Origin of the sequence: Teichococcus coralli, assembly GCF_009829925.1 — a bacterium.
GTDB classification, from domain to species: domain Bacteria; phylum Pseudomonadota; class Alphaproteobacteria; order Acetobacterales; family Acetobacteraceae; genus Pseudoroseomonas; species Pseudoroseomonas coralli.
Window position 1 is genome coordinate 18813 of record NZ_SNVJ01000004.1, and the last position, 15923, is coordinate 34735.

At 71.8% G+C, this 15923-nt stretch carries 16 protein-coding genes; 6 read left to right on the forward strand and 10 right to left on the reverse strand.

What is annotated here, in order from left to right:
• Positions 1 to 3: 3 nt before the first annotated feature.
• The 3 genes from E0493_RS05645 (at position 4) to E0493_RS05655 (ending at position 3236) form a co-directional block, all read left to right on the forward strand.
• Positions 4 to 1017, forward strand: a complete 1014-nt coding sequence (locus tag E0493_RS05645; protein ID WP_160935960.1) for an ABC transporter ATP-binding protein — start codon at positions 4 to 6, stop codon at positions 1015 to 1017.
• On the forward strand, positions 1014 to 2012 hold the full coding sequence (locus E0493_RS05650) for an ABC transporter ATP-binding protein (protein WP_160935961.1): 999 nt from the start codon (positions 1014 to 1016) through the stop codon (positions 2010 to 2012). The genes E0493_RS05645 and E0493_RS05650 overlap by 4 nt, the downstream gene beginning before the upstream one ends.
• A 216-nt stretch (positions 2013 to 2228) precedes the next feature.
• The gene (locus tag E0493_RS05655; protein ID WP_160935962.1) at positions 2229 to 3236 is read left to right on the forward strand and encodes an asparaginase; all 1008 of its coding nucleotides are present in this window, start codon (positions 2229 to 2231) and stop codon (positions 3234 to 3236) included.
• 201 nt (positions 3237 to 3437) lie between these two features.
• Here E0493_RS05655 and E0493_RS05660 read toward each other — a convergent pair whose 3' ends face one another.
• Positions 3438 to 3689, reverse strand: a complete 252-nt coding sequence (locus tag E0493_RS05660; RefSeq protein WP_160935963.1) for a hypothetical protein — start codon at positions 3687 to 3689, stop codon at positions 3438 to 3440.
• On the opposite strand from E0493_RS05660, the gene E0493_RS05665 reads away from it, so the two are divergent.
• A complete protein-coding gene (locus tag E0493_RS05665; protein WP_160935964.1) occupies positions 3681 to 4190 on the forward strand; it encodes a YcbK family protein in 510 nt (169 codons plus the stop codon). The two genes, E0493_RS05660 and E0493_RS05665, sit on opposite strands and share 9 nt — an antisense overlap.
• 7 nt (positions 4191 to 4197) lie before the next feature.
• On the opposite strand, the gene E0493_RS05670 is transcribed toward E0493_RS05665, so the two are convergent.
• The 9 genes from E0493_RS05670 to E0493_RS05710 form a co-directional block, all read right to left on the reverse strand.
• Positions 4198 to 5091, reverse strand: coding sequence for a delta(1)-pyrroline-2-carboxylate reductase family protein (locus E0493_RS05670; protein ID WP_160935965.1), 894 nt, complete (start codon positions 5089 to 5091; stop codon positions 4198 to 4200).
• A gap of 72 nt (positions 5092 to 5163) precedes the next feature.
• Positions 5164 to 5424 carry a hypothetical protein gene (locus E0493_RS23060; RefSeq protein ID WP_202396936.1) on the reverse strand — a complete coding sequence of 87 codons (261 nt, stop codon included), beginning with the start codon at positions 5422 to 5424 and terminating at the stop codon, positions 5164 to 5166.
• An 11-nt stretch (positions 5425 to 5435) separates the two neighbouring features.
• The gene (locus E0493_RS05680) at positions 5436 to 6551 is read right to left on the reverse strand and encodes an NAD(P)/FAD-dependent oxidoreductase (protein WP_160935966.1); all 1116 of its coding nucleotides are present in this window, start codon (positions 6549 to 6551) and stop codon (positions 5436 to 5438) included.
• Positions 6548 to 7942, reverse strand: coding sequence for an FAD-dependent oxidoreductase (locus E0493_RS05685; protein WP_160935967.1), 1395 nt, complete (start codon positions 7940 to 7942; stop codon positions 6548 to 6550). Before E0493_RS05685 ends, E0493_RS05680 begins: the two co-directional genes overlap by 4 nt.
• Entirely contained in the window at positions 7939 to 8214 is a 276-nt protein-coding gene (locus E0493_RS05690; RefSeq protein ID WP_160935968.1) for a (2Fe-2S)-binding protein, read from the reverse strand. The genes E0493_RS05685 and E0493_RS05690 overlap by 4 nt, the downstream gene beginning before the upstream one ends.
• Entirely contained in the window at positions 8211 to 8906 is a 696-nt protein-coding gene (locus E0493_RS05695; protein WP_160935969.1) for an SDR family NAD(P)-dependent oxidoreductase, read from the reverse strand. The genes E0493_RS05690 and E0493_RS05695 overlap by 4 nt, the downstream gene beginning before the upstream one ends.
• A 64-nt stretch (positions 8907 to 8970) precedes the next feature.
• Positions 8971 to 10497, reverse strand: coding sequence for an ABC transporter substrate-binding protein (locus tag E0493_RS05700; protein ID WP_160935970.1), 1527 nt, complete (start codon positions 10495 to 10497; stop codon positions 8971 to 8973).
• 34 nt (positions 10498 to 10531) lie between these two features.
• On the reverse strand, positions 10532 to 12184 hold the full coding sequence (locus E0493_RS05705) for a hydantoinase B/oxoprolinase family protein (protein WP_160935971.1): 1653 nt from the start codon (positions 12182 to 12184) through the stop codon (positions 10532 to 10534).
• Positions 12181 to 14253, reverse strand: coding sequence for a hydantoinase/oxoprolinase family protein (locus E0493_RS05710; protein ID WP_160935972.1), 2073 nt, complete (start codon positions 14251 to 14253; stop codon positions 12181 to 12183). Before E0493_RS05710 ends, E0493_RS05705 begins: the two co-directional genes overlap by 4 nt.
• A gap of 157 nt (positions 14254 to 14410) precedes the next feature.
• On the opposite strand from E0493_RS05710, the gene E0493_RS05715 reads away from it, so the two are divergent.
• Both E0493_RS05715 and E0493_RS05720 read left to right on the forward strand, forming a co-directional pair.
• The gene (locus E0493_RS05715; protein ID WP_235913616.1) at positions 14411 to 15262 is read left to right on the forward strand and encodes an IclR family transcriptional regulator; all 852 of its coding nucleotides are present in this window, start codon (positions 14411 to 14413) and stop codon (positions 15260 to 15262) included.
• Between the two features lie 145 nt (positions 15263 to 15407).
• On the forward strand, positions 15408 to 15920 hold the full coding sequence (locus E0493_RS05720; RefSeq protein WP_160935973.1) for a MucR family transcriptional regulator: 513 nt from the start codon (positions 15408 to 15410) through the stop codon (positions 15918 to 15920).
• The last annotated feature ends 3 nt before the right edge of the window (positions 15921 to 15923 follow it).

The following is a 15923-nucleotide window of genomic DNA, read 5'->3' on the forward strand; positions in this document are numbered from 1 at the left end:
GGCATGGCACAGACCCCGACCGCGAACGACGCCTCACCCGTTCTGGAGGTGCGCGACCTCCAGACCCACTTCTTCACCCGCGCCGGCGTGGTCAAGGCGGTGGACGGCGTCTCCTTCACCGTCCGGCGCGGCAAGGTGCTGGGCCTGGTCGGCGAGTCCGGCTCCGGCAAGACCGTCACCGGTTTCTCGATCCTCGGCCTGGTGGACGCGCCGGGCCGCATCGCCGGCGGCTCCATCCTGTTCCATGGGCAGGACCTGGCGAAGCTCTCCGAGGAGGAGATGCGGCAGCTGCGCGGCAACCGCATCGCCATGATCTTCCAGGACCCGATGATGACGCTCAATCCGGTGCTCCGGATTGACACGCAGATGATCGAGACGGTCCAGGCGCATGCCAAGGTCAGCCGCGAGGAGGCCCGCCAGCGCGCCCGCGACACGCTGGGCATGGTCGGCATCCCCTCCCCGGAGGAGCGGCTGAAGGCCTATCCCCACCAGTTCTCCGGCGGCATGCGCCAGCGCGTCGCCATCGCCATCGCGCTGCTGCACCGCCCCGAGCTGATCGTGGCCGACGAGCCGACCACCGCGCTCGACGTCACCATCCAGGCGCAGATCCTGGCCGAGGTGCAGAAGCTCTGCGCCCAGACCGGCACGGCGATGATCTGGATCACGCACGACCTCTCCGTCGTCGCCGGCCTCGCCGACGACCTGGCGGTGATGTATGCCGGCCGCGTGGTCGAGCGCGGGCCGGTGAGCGAGACGCTGGACGCGCCGCTGCACCCCTACACCGCCGGCCTGATCGGCAGCGTGCCCTCGCGCAACAAGCGCGGCGAGCCGCTGCGGCAGATCCCGGGCATGACGCCCTCGCTGCTGAACCTGCCGGGCGGCTGCGCCTTCCGCACCCGCTGCCCGAAGGCGCAGGAGAAGTGCAGGCAGGACCCGCCGTTCGGCGAGCTGCTGCCGGGCCGCGAGGCGCGCTGCTTCTTCCCCTACAACGTGCCCGCCGGAGAGGCCGCCGCATGAGCACGCCGATCATCGAACTGAAGGGCGTCTCCAAGCGCTTCTCCAAGAAGCTCGATTTCGCCGGCAAGCTGGCCCAGAAGCTGGGCGTTCCGGTGAAGGAGGAGACGGTCCATGCGGTGGACGAGGTCAGCCTCACCGTCAACAAGGGCGAGGTGGTCGGCCTGGTGGGCGAGTCCGGCTGCGGCAAGTCCACCCTCGGCCGCATGGTGGCGGGCATCATGCCGGCCACCTCGGGCGAGATCCGCTGGCATGGGCGCGAGCTGGGTTCGCTTTCCGGCGCCGACGCGCGCCAGGCCCAGCTGCAGACGCAGATGATCTTCCAGAACCCCTATGCCAGCCTGAACCCGCGCATGCGGGTGGCCGACATCGTGGGCGAGGCGCCGCTGGTGCACGGCCTGACCAGGCGCGGCGAGTACGACACCTACGTGGACGACCAGCTCCGCCGCGCCGGGCTGGACCCCTCGCTGAAGCGGCGCTACCCGCACCAGTTCTCCGGCGGCCAGCGGCAGCGCATCGGCATTGCCCGGGCGCTGGCGGTGCAGCCCGAGTTCATTGTCTGCGACGAGGCGGTGGCGGCGCTCGACGTCTCGATCCAGGCGCAGATCCTGAACCTCTTCCTGGACCTGCGGCGCGAGCTGAACCTCACCTACCTGTTCATCAGCCATGACCTCGGCGTGGTGGAGCACCTCTCCGACCGCGTGGTGATCATGTATCTGGGGCGCGTGGTGGAGGAGGCGGCGGCGGAGGAGGTCTTCCGCAACGCCAACCACCCCTATACCCAGGCGCTGCTGGACGAGGTGCCGCGCATCGAGGTGCGCAAGAAGCATTTCGCGGGCATCAAGGGTGAAATCCCTTCGCCGCTCAACCCACCCTCGGGTTGCCACTTCCATCCGCGCTGCCCGCATGCCTTCGATCGCTGCAAGATCGAGCGGCCGGCGCTGAGGGAGATCGCGCCGGGCCACCGCTCGGCCTGCCACCTCAACGACAGGTCCTGAGCCAAGGCGGCCACTTCCGCCCCCGCTTTTCGGAAGAAGTCGAGCCGGGGGAAGGCGCTTCCCCCGGCTTTTCCTTTGCGCGGCCGGCCTGCCGCCCCGGAAGGGGGGCTGTCCCAGGCTGCTGCGGGCAAGCCTGAGAGCCGCGATGATCCACTCCGGTGAACTTGCGTTCCGGCCCGCCAGCAGGGATGAAAGCCTCGCGACAGGAGGTCAGAGATGCAGGATCCGGTTCTGGTCGAGGTGATGCGCGGCGGGCGGGTGGAATCCTGCCATGCCGGCGCCTTCGCCGTTACCGACACGGAGGGCGCGGTGCTGCTCTCGGGCGGGGATATCGACCATCCCGTCTATCCGCGCTCCGCCGTGAAGGTCATCCAGGCCCTGCCGCTGGTGGAAAGTGGCGCCGCCGACCGTTTCGGGCTGGACGACGAGGCCCTGGCGCTGGCCTGCGCGTCGCATGGTGGCGAAGCACGTCATGTGGCGGTTGCCGCGCGCATGCTGGCCGCCGCCGGGCAGGATGCCGGCCGGCTGGAATGCGGTGCCCACTGGCCCAGCTTCCCCGCGGCAGCGCGAAGCCTGGCCTGCGAAGGCGCCGAACCGGGACCGCTGCACAACAACTGCTCGGGCAAGCATGCCGGCTTCATCTGCCTGGCCTGTGGCCTGGGGGAGAACCCGCGCGGCTATGTGACGCCGTCCCACCGCGTGCAACGCGAGGTGCGGGCGGCGCTGCAGGCGGTGACCGGCACGCCGTTGCACGAAGGGGATCACGGCATCGATGGCTGTTCCATCCCCACCTATGCCATCCCCCTGCGCGCTCTGGCCCAGGGCTTCGCGCGTATTGGCACCGGCATCGGCCTCGCCCCGGGCCATGCCGCGGCAGCCCGGCGGCTGCGACGGGCGGTGGCCGCGCATCCCTTCCTCGTCGCGGGCACGGGCCGCTTCGACACTGCTGTGATGGAAGCGCTCGGCGAACGGGCCTTCGTTAAGGTGGGCGCCGAGGGCGTGTTTTGCGCGGCCCTGCCGGAACGCGGCCTGGGCATTGCCATCAAATGCGACGATGGCGCGGTGCGTGCGGCGGAGGTGATCATGGCCACGCTGCTGCGCCGGCTGCTGCCGTTGGGCGGGGCGGAGGAAGCGGTGCTCGCGCCTCTCGCCGCACCGGAACTGACGAACTGGAACGGCATCGCCGTCGGCGCACTGCGTCCGGCGGGCGCGCTGGCGACCTGAGAACGGCCGGGGAAAGAAACTCCCCGGGCTCCCCCCTCCTTCGGGTTCCTCCCGCACCTGGCTTGGGCAGCCTGGTCTCGTCAGGAAGCGCGGCGCTTCGGCCTCTCCGCTTCCGCCTCCGGGGGAAAGCATGAGCACGGGCGATTCGAAGAAGGGCACGCGCTGGCGAGACACGTATTGCGCGTAAAACACGGACGACATTTACGCTGCTGATTTCAAAATCTTTCGCGATACCGTGAATCCTCCCGAATGCGGCCCGTCGGGTGTTCGCAATCGCGCGAGGGCGGGTTCCGGCACGCTGCGTTCACGCTTACGAAGGATGGCATGCGCCGTCGAATTTTCTTTCTTGCCGCCGCTGCGGCTGGAACGCTCGCCTCGCCAGGGGCCGTTCATGCCGCAAACCGCCGCCGCTTCTCCGAACTTCCTGCCGCCCGCCGGTTGCAGTTGCGCCATGTCGCATCCGGGGCGAAGTTCTCGGGCATCTATCGCGCCGGGCAGGATGTGGACCCGGGCGCGATGGCGGAACTCTCGGAGGTATTGGCCGATTCCCGCACCGGCGCCGTGCGTCCTTTCGACGCTGAGGCCATCGACATCCTCTGGGAACTCGGCCAGCAGCAGAAGTTCGGCGAGTTCAGCATTCTTTCCGGCTACCGCACCCCTTCCACCAACCGGGCGGTGCATGGCGCGGGAGACAGCCAGCATCTGCGCGCCGCCGCGCTCGACGTGGAGATGCCGGCAGCGAAATTCGACACTTTCGGAGAGGCGGCGCTGCGCCTCGCGCGCGGTGGCGTCGGCCTTTATCCGCAGCACGGCTTCATCCATGTCGACTCCGGCCCGGTGCGGCAATGGGGCGGCGGAAGCGCGCGCAGCGGCGCTGCCCACGCGCGGAAGCTTTCTCCCGCGGAGGAGCGCATGAACCGCATGGCCGAGGCCTGGGCGACGATGCGGCGCTAGGCGCCGCTCAGCCCAACGCTTCCCGCGCCGCCCGGCAGGCCGCGAGGTCCCAGGCGGCGCAGCCGACGCTTTTCAGGAAAACCGGCCGGCTGAAATCCGGCCTCGTTTCCAGCGCGGTGGCAAGTGGCCGCACGCCGGCCCAGTCCGTTCCCGCGGCCACGACATCGCCGGCCTCGACCGGCGCGCCCACCGGATCGTCCACATAGACCTGGCTGCCGGTGATGGTCGGTGCGCCGATCTCCACCATGTCCAGCCGGTAGGCGCCGACGCCGATCACCAGGCATTCCGGCCGTGCCGGCCTGTCATAGACCGGCTGCTTGCTGCTGGTGGCGGCGATCACCACCTCGGCGGCTTCCGCATCTCCCGCTTCAGCCGGCCGCACCGTCGCGTTGAGCGCCGCGCAGAAGGCGCGCACTGCCTCGGGGCGGCGGGCCCGCACGGCGATGCGGATGCCGGGGAAGAGTTGCAGCAGCGCCTCGGCATGCGCGCGTCCCTGCGCGCCGACGCCGATCAGCAGGGCGGTCCGTGGCGGCGTGGCGCGCAGGCGCTGGATGCCCAGCATGGAGATGGCCGCGGTGCGACGGGCGGTGACGGTCGGACCATCCAGCACGAAGAGCGCCCGGCCATTGGTGGCGTCGAGGCACGTGACCTGCCCCTGCAGTGCCGGAAGCCCCGCGGACGGGTTGCCGTTGTAGATGGTGACGAGCTTATGGGCGATCAGGTCCGGCGCGCTGCAAGGCATGGAAAGCAGCATGCCCGTCCCGCCGCCGACCGGCACCACCAGCCGCTCCGGGCTGTTGATCTCACCGCGTTGATAGGCGGGCAGGACCTTTTCCAGCGCCGCGATCAGGCGCGGATAGGCGAGCAGGCGGGCGGTTTCCGTGGCGTCGTGGATCTGCATGGGGGCCAGCGCATCAGGAAATCGGGACGGTGGCAAGAAGGCCTGGGGGAATGAAGTTCCCCGAACTCTTCCTCACGCGCCCAGCCCGAGATCCGGCCGCGGGAAGGGCGCCACCCGCTCCTCCACGAGATCCACACCCGGCCCCGGCCGCTCGGGAATGGCCGGCCGGCCGCTCTTCACCTCCGGCTCCGGCGGCGCATCCACCAGGCCGAAGTGCTCCGGCACGCGGAACCCGCCGGGGCCGCGGATGCCTTCATCCGTCCAGAACCGCAGGATCAGCGGCGTGCGGCCGCCGATCTTCGTGAAGCGGATCTGCGCACGGGTGATCGGCATGCCGGGCCTTTTCAGGCGGCAGGCGGGAAACGGTCGATGCGGAAGGCGTCGAGCGGGATGTCGGTGCGGCCATCCAGCACCAGCTCGCTCATGATGGCGCCGATGGCGGGGCCCAGCTGGAAGCCGTGCCCGGAGAAGCCGAAAGCATGGAACAGGCCCGGCGTGGTGCGGCTCGGCCCGATGACGGGGATGCCGTCCGGCATCTTGCCGTCGATGCCGCTCCAGGAGCGGATCACCTGCGTCCCCGCGAGTTCCGGCACCAGTTGCACGGCCAGTTCCAGCACCTCCAGCGTGACCTCCGGCAGCGGCCGCGCCCAGGGCGCCGCGGGGTCGGATTCGCCATGCCCGCCGCCGATGATGACGTTGCCGCGCGGGATCTGCCGCAGATAGACGTTGCCGCCGACCACGCCGAGATTGGGCTCGATGAAGTAGGGGATCGGCTCGGTCACCGCCATGTTGGGGCTGAGCGGCCGCACCGGCACCGGCTCGCCGAAGGCCTCCGCCACCGCGCCGCCCCAGAAGCCGGCCATGTTCAGCAGCACCGGCGCGCGGAAGGTCTGGCCGGCCTCGCTCACCAGCTCGAACTGGCCGGCGGCGTGGTGCTGCGCGACGACCTTGGTGTGCTCGCGGATCTCCGCGCCCGCCGCGCGGGCGGCCTGCGCCAGCGCGGGCGCGAGCAGGCGCGGATTGGCCGAGCCGTCATCCGGCGCGAAGGAGCCGGCCACCACCGCCGGCCCGAGCCAGGGGTACTCGCGGTGGATGGCGTTGCGCCCGACCAGCCGCAGCGGCAGGCCATGCCGCTTCGCCACGTCGAGATAGGCGATCAGCTCGGCCTCCTCAGCGTCGCCGCGCGCGAGCTTGAGGTGGCCGGTGACGGTGAACTCCGCCTCGGTGCCGGTGATGTCCTTCAGCCGGCCCCAGAGCTCGCGCGAGCGGCGGGCGATCGGCAGCTCCGCCGGGTTGCGGCCCTGCTGCCGCACGCCGCCATAGTTCACGCCCGAGGCCTGCGAGCCGACCAGCCCGCGCTCCAGCAGCACCACCCGCACGCCGCGCTGCGCCAGGTGCAGCGCCGCCGAGCAGCCGGCGCCACCGCCGCCCAGCACCAGCACCTCGCATTCTGTGGTCATGGCACGGGCTCCGAGGCAGGGCGGGGGGCGGCGATCGGCATCGGCTTCACCGGCGGCTGGCCGCGCAGGCGCCCGATGGCCTCCACGGGCTGGCCCAGCTCGGCGGCCAGGATCTCGGCGGCGGCGGCACCGCAGACACGGCCCTGGCAACGGCCCATGCCGGTGCGGCTGAAGGCCTTGGCGCGGTTCATCTCCGGCGCCGGGCCGGCGGCGTTGCCGGCGCGCGCGGCGGCGCGCAGGTCCCCCGCGCGCAGGCCCTCGCAGCGGCAGAGGATGGCGTCGTCTGGCAAGCCAGCCGCGAGATGCGCGGGAAAGGGGAAGGCGCGGTCCAGCGCCGCGCGGAATCGCTGCTGGCGCGCCAGCGCCGCGTCCAGCCGCGCGACGGTGGCGGCCTCCACCGCCTGCCCGGCATCCTGCAGCAGCGCCAGGGCGGCGCGGGCGCCGGCCAGTTCCGCCACCTCGGCCCCGCCGATGCCGGCACCATCGCCCGCGAGATAGTGGCCGGCGACCGGCGTGCGCCCGGCGGCGTCCCGCACCGGCACCCAGTTGTGCTGGAGCGCGTCGAAGCGGAAGGGGATGCCGGCGAGGTCGGCCAGCTGCGCCTCGGGCCGCAACCCCCAGCCCAGGCCGACGGCGTCGCACGCCACCGCATGCTCGCGGCCCCCGGCGTCGCGCCAGCGCAGGCCGGTGACACCCTCCGCGCCGCCCTCGATCGCCAGTGGCGTGACCCCCTCCGCCACGCGCACGCGGCGCGCCCGCAGCCAGCCGATGTAGTAGAGCCCCTTGGCGAAGGTGGCGCCGCCGCGCAGCAGCCCGGGCGCGGCGGCCGCCTTGGTGGCGAAGGGCGTGGTGTCCAGCACCGCCGCCACCTCGGCCTCCGCTTTGGCATACTGGTAGGCCACCAGCCAGAGCAGCGGCCCGCTGCCGAGGAACACGACGCGCCGGCCGATGCCGCAGCCCTGCGCCTTCAGCGCGATCTGCGCGCCGCCCAGCGTGGTGACCCCCGGCAGCGTCCAGCCCGGCACCGGCACGACGCGGTCCATGGCGCCGGTGCAGAGCAGCGCGGCATCGTACTCGACCACGTCCTGCGCCCCGCGGTGCAGCGTGTGCAGCCGCTTCGCGCCCGGGCGGATGTGCCAGGCCAGGGTTTCCGGGCGCCAGTCCGCGCGGGCTTTCAGCGCGTCGAAGGCGGCGTGCAGGGCGGTGGCGCGCTTGGCCTCGAAGCCGTAGAGCGCGCGGGCGTCGCGCCGCAGCGGGGCGGGGGGGCGCTGGTAGACGCGGCCGCCGCCCTCCGGCGCCTCGTCGATCCAGATCGGGCGATGGCCCGCCGCCGCCAGCACCTCCACCGCGCGCACCCCGGCGGGGCCGGCGCCGACAACCGCGATCCTCATCCGCGTTTCACCGCCATGCCCGCCTCGGCCAGGGTGGCGCAGGCGCGCACCCGGCCCAGGCCCTCCACCGCCACCCAGCAATCCTGGCAGGCGCCCATCAGGCAGAAGCCGGCCCGCTCGCCATCGCCGAACTCGCTGCGGCGCAGGTGCCCGGCGCCACCGGCGAGCAGGGCGGTCAGCAGCGTGTCGCCCTGCTGGGCCTCGATGGCCTGCCCGTCCAGGGTGAGCGCGATGCGCGGCCGGTCGGCGTCGCGCAGGCGGTGCAGCCTCACAGCATGTCCTCGTGGCGGCAGTTGACCAGCAGCTCGGCGACGGTGGCGGTGTTGGGCAAGTGCAGCAGCACCTCGGCCAGCACCGCGATGTCCTCGGGGCGGGACATCCGCTCGCGCGGCCATTTCGTCACATGCGCCGTCATGTCGGTGTCCACGAAGCCGGGGCAGAGGGCGCTGGCGCGGATGCCATGCTCGAAGCCGAGCCGCCGCACCTCCTGCGTCAGTGCCATGACGGCGAACTTGCTCATGGCATAGGCGAGGTTGTCGTTGCGTACGCGCTTGCCGGAAAGCGAGGCGATGTTCACCACCCGCCCCGTGCCGCCCGCCACGAGGTGCGGCCAGGCGGCGCGGATGACGCGCATCGGCCCCTTGGCGTTGATGCCCCAGAGCTTGTCGAAGGGCGCCTCGTCGCCGTCGAGCAGGGTGCCGCGCGTGTTGCTGCCGGCGGCGTTCACCAGCGCGTCGAGCCGGCCGTGGCGTTCCACCGTGGCGGCGACCCAGGCCTCGGCGCTGCCCGGCTCGGTGGCCTCGTAGCGGTGGTGGGTGAGGTTCGGATGCGCGGGGAGCCGGCCGGCATCCCGCACGCCGGCGCTGACGGTGCAGCCGGCGGCCAGCAACCGCTCCAGCACGGCGCGCCCGATGCCGCGGCTGGCGCCGGAGATCATCACCACGCGCCCCTGCGGCGTCAGCATGGCGTTTCCTTCCTGGGTCGAGGGGAGCGGGCGGCGCGCGGTGCGCCACCCGAGGCCGTGGCGCTCAGGCCAGCGCGGTGCTTTCGAAGGTGAGCCCGGAATAGAAGGTCAGCGCGCCCGGCAGGTTCTTGAAGCCGGTGACGCCCTTCTGCATGGCATAGCCCTGGTTGCGCCAGTTCAGCCCCACCATCGGCACCTGCTCGATCGAGACCTGCTCCATCTCGCGGTAGATCGCCTTGCGCTTGGCGGTGTCGAACTCGGCGCGGCCGGCGGCGAGCAGCTCCGTGATGCGGTCGATCTTCAGACCGTAGCTGCGGACATAGGAGGGCGAGAGGCTGCCGTCGAGGAAGTTGGCCAAGCCGTTCGGGTCGTTGCTGTCGGCCGCCGTGCCCATCACCGCCATGTCGTACTGGCCACGGTTGCCGAGCGCGACGCGCGTGCCCCAGTCCGGCAGGTTCAGCTGCGCCTGGATGCCGACGGCGGCGAGGTGCTGCTGCACCACCTCCGCCGTGTCCTTGTGCATGCCATACTGCGCCGTCGAGAGCAGGTTGCAGCTGATGCTCGGCTGCCCCGCCTCGGCCAGCAGCTTCTTCGCAAGCTCCGGGTCGTAGTTCCAGGCGTTCTTGAACTCGGGATTGTAGAACTCGCTGGATTCGTCGATCGGCAGGTGCTCCAGCGGCGAGCCGCGGCCGAAGAAGGCGGCCTTCACCAGGTCCGTGCGGCGGATGGCATGCGCCACGGCGCGGCGCACCCGCGCGTCGTTGAAGGGCGGGCGGGCGCCGTTGAACACCAGGAACATGAAGGGACCGTCCACGGCGTCCAGCTTCAGCGAGGGGTTCTCGTCGATGCTGGTCATGGATTGCCAGGGCACGTATTCGATCAGGTCCACGTCGCCGGCCTGCAGCGCGGCGGTGCGCAGGTTCTCATCCGGGTAGGCGACGGCGCGGATGCCCTTCAGCTTCGGCAGGCCCGGCTTGTAGTAGCCCTCGAAGGCCTCCAGCTCCAGCGAGGCGCCGCGCTCCTGCGACTTCAGCACGAAGGGGCCGGCGCCGATGAAGTCGTTACCCGAGGATTTCCGCGAGCAGATCGGCATGTGGTAGCTGGCCATCCATTGCGGCAGCGTCACCACCGGCTCCTTGGTGGTCAGCCGCACGGTGCGCGCATCCGGCGTCTCGACCTTGGCGATGTTGCGCATCTCGGTGCGGAAATAGGCGGTGGAGCGCTCGCCGGCGACCTGCTCGACCGTCCACTTCACGTCCTCGGCGGTGACCGGGTCGCCGTTCTGGAACTTCGCGTCGCGCAGCTTGAAGGTCCAGGTCGTCTCGCCCTCGCGCGACCAGGATTCGGCCAGGCCCGGCTGCAGCGAGCCGTCCTCGCCATAGGCCACCAGCCCGCGATGGATCATCAGCTTCACCGTCGCCGCGGCGGTGCCGCTGTTCGCCCAGGGCTGGATGGTGGGCGGGAAGCTGGAGAGGCCGAAGCGCAGCACGCCGGAAGTGGCGGCGCGCGCCCCGGGAATGCGCAGCAAAGGCAGCAGCCCGGCGGCGGCGGTACCGGCCAGGACGGCCCGTCGGGTGGCGGTGATGGCCATGCGGAACTCTCCTCTTCCAGGGGGTCGGTGTCGCTTACGGCGTGCGGGCGTAGGCCTCGCGCGCGGTCGCGGCGGTGATCGCGCCTTCGGCCAGGTCGCGCGCCACCGCCTCGGGGGCGCGCCGCTCTGGCGGCCCGTAGCCGCCGCCGCCGGGGCTGACGATGGCGAACCACTGCCCGGCCTGCAAGGCCGCCGTGTTGCCGGTGAAGGTCACGCCGGGGCCGCATTCCACCGCGCCATGTCCGCCGCCGCCGCCGCCGAACAGGCCCCAGCTCCGCGAATGCAGGCGGGAGGTGTCGATGCGGACGCGGCAATCCTCGTCGGCGCGGTAGACGCGGCGCAGCCCCATGCCGCCGCGGAAGCGGCCGGTGCCGCCGGAATCCTGCACCAGCTCGTAGCGCAGCAGGGTCAGCGGATACTCGATCTCCAGCGCCTCGACCGGCAGGTTGGAGGTGTTGGTGGTGTGCACGTGCACGCCGTCCAGCCCGTCCTTGCTGGCGCGGGCGCCGTTGCCGCCGCCCATGGTCTCCAGGTAGACCCAGAGCGCGCCATCCGCCTTGCGGCTGCCGATGAAGCTGGCGACGGTGCAGGTGGAGTTGGTGCAGGCGGTGACGCGCTCCGGCACCGCCTGGGCGAGCGCGCCGAGGATCATGTCGGACACCCGCTGGCAGGCCTGCAGGCGGCCGTTCACGGCGGCGGGGTGCCGGCAGTTCAGCATGCTGCCCTCGCGCGCCGTCACGGTGAGCGGCCGCGCGAGGCCGGCGTTGGGCAGGATGGTCGGGTCCACCACCGACTTCACCGCGTAGTACACGGTGGCCAGCAGCGCCGTGTAGGTCATGTTGAGGCCGGCGCGCATCTGGTCCGGCCCGTCGAAGTCCAGCGCCATGCCGTCGCCCCGCACGGTGACGCGCAGCGAGAAGGGCAGCGTGCCGTCGATCTCCGGGCTGTCGAACGCGTCCTCGAAGGCGTAGGTGCCGTCGGGGATGGCGGCGATGCCGGCGCGCATCTTGCGCTCGGCGTAGTCGAGCAGCGCGCTGCCGGCGGCCAGCACCGTCTCGGTTCCATATTTCCCGCAGAGCGCCTGGAAGCGCTGCACGCCGACGCGGTTGGCCGCCATCTGCGCCCGCAGGTCCGAGAGCCGCTCATGCGGCACCTGGCAGTTCAGCAGGATGAGGTCCTGGATGTCCTTCTGCAATTCCCCGGCGCGGTAGAGCCGCACGGGCGGGATGCGCAGCCCCTCCTGGTAGATATGGGCGTGTCCGCGGTCGGCGAAGTCCGAGTGGTGCGCCAGGTTCACCGTCCAGGCGGCGATGCGGCCCTCCACGAAGATCGGCTCGGCGAGGACGATATCGGGCAGGTGGGTGCCGCCGCCTTCATAGGCGTCGTTGCCGACGAAGACGTCGCCCGGCCGCATCTCTTCCACCGCATGGCGGCGCATGATGTGCGGGATGATGCCGATGAAGCTGCCGAGATGGATCGGGATGTGCTCGGCCTGGCAGAGCGTCTCGCCGGCGGCGTTGAACAGCGCGGTGGAGCAGTCGCGCCGCTCCTTGATGTTGGTGGAGTAGGAGGCGCGGATCAGCGCCTCGCCGGTCTCCTCGACGATGGAGGAGAGCGCGGCGCCGATCACCTCGACGGTGATCGGGTCCAGCGCCGGGGCGGTGCCGGCCTGCAACGCTTGGCTCATGCCGTCACCTCCAGGATCAGGTTGAGATAGGCGTCCACGCGGGCGTTCATGCCCGGCGGCACCACGGTGGTGGTGTCCATCTGCTCGACGATGGCGGGGCCGGCGAAGCGGTTGCCGGGCTGGAGCGCGTCGCGGCTGTAGATCGGCGTCGGCACGAAGTCGCCGGCCTCGGGGAACCAGACCGGGCGCTGGCCGGTGATGGCGCCGGCGGCGTCCGGCCCGGCCTCGGGATAGGCCTTCAGCTCGGCCTTGCGCACCAGGCCCGTGGCCTCCAGCCGCAGGGTGACGATCTGCACCGTCTCGCCCTCGGCGACGAAGCCGTAGCGCTGCCGGTGCGCCTCGGCGAAGCCTTCCGTCAGGGTGCGCAGGGTTTCGCCGGTGATCTCGCCTTCCGGCAGCGGCACGGCCAGCTCGTAGTTCTGGCCCTGGTAGCGCATGTCGGCGGTGCGGGTCAGGCGGCGGGCCTTGGGGGCGATGCCCTCGTGGCCGAACCACTCGGCGGCGCGCTGGCCGAGCTGCGCAAAGCCCGCCGCCACCTCGGGCACCGCCGCCGCGTCGGCCGTGAGCAGCTTCGTCGCGGCGAAGTCGGCGCGCAGGTCGGTCAGCAGCAGGCCCATGGCGCAGAGGATGCCGGGGTTGCGCGGCACCAGCACGCGCTTCATCTCCAGCTCCTTGGCCAGCCGCGCCGCGTGCAGCGGGCCCGCGCCGCCGAAGGCCATCAGCGTGTAGTCGCGCGGGTCGTGCCCGCGCTGCACGGAGATGACGCGGATGGCGCGCGCCATGTTGGCGGTGACGACGGACAGGATGCCCTGCGCCGTCTCCATCACGCCGAGGCCGAGTTTTTCGGCCAGTTGCCCGATGGCGGTTTTCGCCAGGTCCTGCCGCACGGCCATGCGGCCGCCCAGCAGGTGCGTCGGGTTCAGCGTCTGCAGCACCACGTTGGCGTCGGTGGTGGCGGGCTCGGTGTTGCCGCGGTCGTAGCAGACCGGGCCGGGATCGGCGCCGCAGGAGCGCGGCCCGACCTTCAGCAGCCCGCCGGCATCCACATGGGCGATGGAGCCGCCGCCGGCGCCCACCGTGTGGATGTCGAGCATCGGCGCCTTGATCGGATAGCCGTGCACCACGGCCTCCGAGGTCAGCTTGCACTGGCCGCCCTGCAGCAGCGCCACGTCGGTGGAGGTGCCGCCCATGTCGAAGGTGATCAGGTCCTCGAAGCCGGCCAGGGCGCCGATCGCCTGGGCGCCGACCACGCCGGTCGAGGGGCCGGAGAGCACGGTGCGCACCGGCATGTCGGCGGCGGTGGAGAAGCCGATGACGCCGCCGTTGGACTGCGTCAGGTGCGGCGCCACCGTCATGCCGAGGGATTGCAGCCGCGGCGTCAGGCGCTCGATGTAGCGGCGCATGACCGGGCCGAGATAGGCGTTCAGCACGACGGTCGAGAGCCGCTCGAACTCGCGGAACTCGGGCGCGATCTTGTGGCCGGCGCTGATGAAGGCTTCCGGCATCTCCTCGCGCAGGATGGCGACGGCGCGCTGCTCGTGCTCGGGCCGGACGAAGCCGTAGAGGAAGGAAACCGCCACCGCCTTCACCCCCGCCTCGCGCAGGGCGCGCGCGGCGGCGCGCATCCGGTCTTCATCGAGCGGCGTGTCGATCTCGCCGGTGTGGCGCACCCGCTCCGGCACTTCCAGGCGCAGGTCGCGCGGCACCAGGGTGGGCGGCTTGTCGGCCTGCATGTCGTAGAGGTCGGGGCGCTTCTGCCGGCCGATCTCCAGCAGGTCGCGGAAGCCGTCGGTGGTGACGAGGCCGGTGCGCACCCCGCGGTGCTGGATCAGCGCGTTGGTGGCGACCGTGGTGCCATGGCCGAAATAGGCGACCGGCGCGCCGGGCTGCTCGCCCGCCTCGGGGGCCACGCGGCGCATGCCCTCCTCGACGCCCTGGGCGATGCCGCGGGACGGATCGTCCGGCGTGGAGGAGACTTTCCACACCTCGACCCGGCCTTCCTCCTCGTCGAAGAGGCAGACGTCGGTGAAGGTTCCGCCCGAGTCAACGCCCACACGCCAGCGCGCCATGCTGCAGCTTCCTCCGGGGATGGATGCAGGGAACAGGGGAACTACTATTTCGTTGCGGGGTCGGAGGCGGCAAGCAGCTTTTTCTTTGAGCGGGAAAAACGAAGCAAAACTTTCACCAAGCGAAAATATATGCCCCAATCAGGCGCCAGGATACCACTTGCTGGAATGTGCCGTGCTCGATCCCACCAGCAGCCTGCACCGGGCCTTTGCGCTGCTCCGCCTGCTGGGCGAAGGCGGGCCGGCCGGGCTGCGCCTCACCGCGCTGGCCGAAGCCGCGGCCCTGCCACGCCCGACGACGCACCGGCTGCTGCGCAGCATGGTCGCGGAAGGCTTCGTGCGCTTCGATCCCCAGGGCAAGCGCTACGCGCTGGGGCTCGACCTGTTCCTGCTCGCCGCCCGCGCCGGCAGCCCGCAAGGATTGCGCGAGATCGCCCGGCCGGCGCTGCTGCGGCTCACCGCCTCGCTCGGCGAGACGCTCTTCCTGCTGGTGCACAACGGCTACGATGCCGTCTGCATCGACCGCTCGGCCGGGCCGCTGCCGATCCGCTCCTTCACCGGCGACATCGGCGGCCGCGTGCCGCTCGGCGTGGGGCAGGGCTCGGTCGCCATCCTCGCCTTCCTGCCGCCGGAGGAGCAGGACGAGGTGATCCGCCACAACCTGCCGCGCATGCAGCAGATCGGCCTCTTCGACGAGGCTTCGGTGCGCGCCGAGTTGGCGCGGGTGCGTGCCGAGGGCCATGCGGGCGGCGCCACCGGGCTGATCCCCGGCATGGCCGGGCTCGGCGTGCCGATCCTCGACCGCGAGGGGCGGGCGGTGGCGGCGCTCAGCGTCGGCAGCATCGCGGACCGGCTGACGCCGGCACGGCGCGCGGTGATCGCGCAGATGCTGAAGCGGGAAGCCGCGGCGATTACCGCGCGGCTCAACCCGTTCGACCCCGCGTTGCGGCGGGCCGGCGCGGCGATGGAGGCCGGTCCGCAGCCGGATGGCGGCGAAATGCGGCGGCGCTGAAGAAGCCGTCAAGGCATCCCGCGCTGCGAGAACTGGCCTCCCCTGCGGCGCCGGAGTGCGTATAATCGAGCGCGAAGACGCCGCTGCGCCGCGCGCCCCACCTGGTGGCGCCCGATCTCCCTTCTTCCGCGATCAGGAAACGCCTTTGGCTGAATTGACACCCGAACAGCGCCAGGCCGCGCAGGCGCGCGGCCGCCACTTCGTGGCGGCGACCGACGAGCAGGTCGCGACCTTGTCCATGCAGAGGCGGGTCTTCTGGATGAAGGGCCGGGCGTATCTGGTGGTGCGGTCGGACGGCTTCCTGGAAACCGTCGCCACATTGCAGGCCGTCCTGCGGCAGCCGCAGCCCGCCGTGGAGCGGCCACACCCCGCCGCGCCGCCTGAGCCGGCGCCTTCGGACCCTTTCCCCGCCAGGCCGCCATCCCCGGCGCCGGCCGAGGACGGGGCCGTGGCGCAGAAGCCGGCCGAGGCCGGAGAGCCGGAGCGCCCGGCGGCCTCCGCGCCAGCGGGGCGCCCGGCGCCGGCCGCCCTGGCCATGACGGCGCGGCTGGTGGCCTCCTATGTGGCGACCAATTCCGTCACGATCGGCGAGCTGGACGGGCTCATCCGCAGCATCCACCGCACCGTGACCGGGCTGCGCCAGCCGCGCAGGCCTTGATGG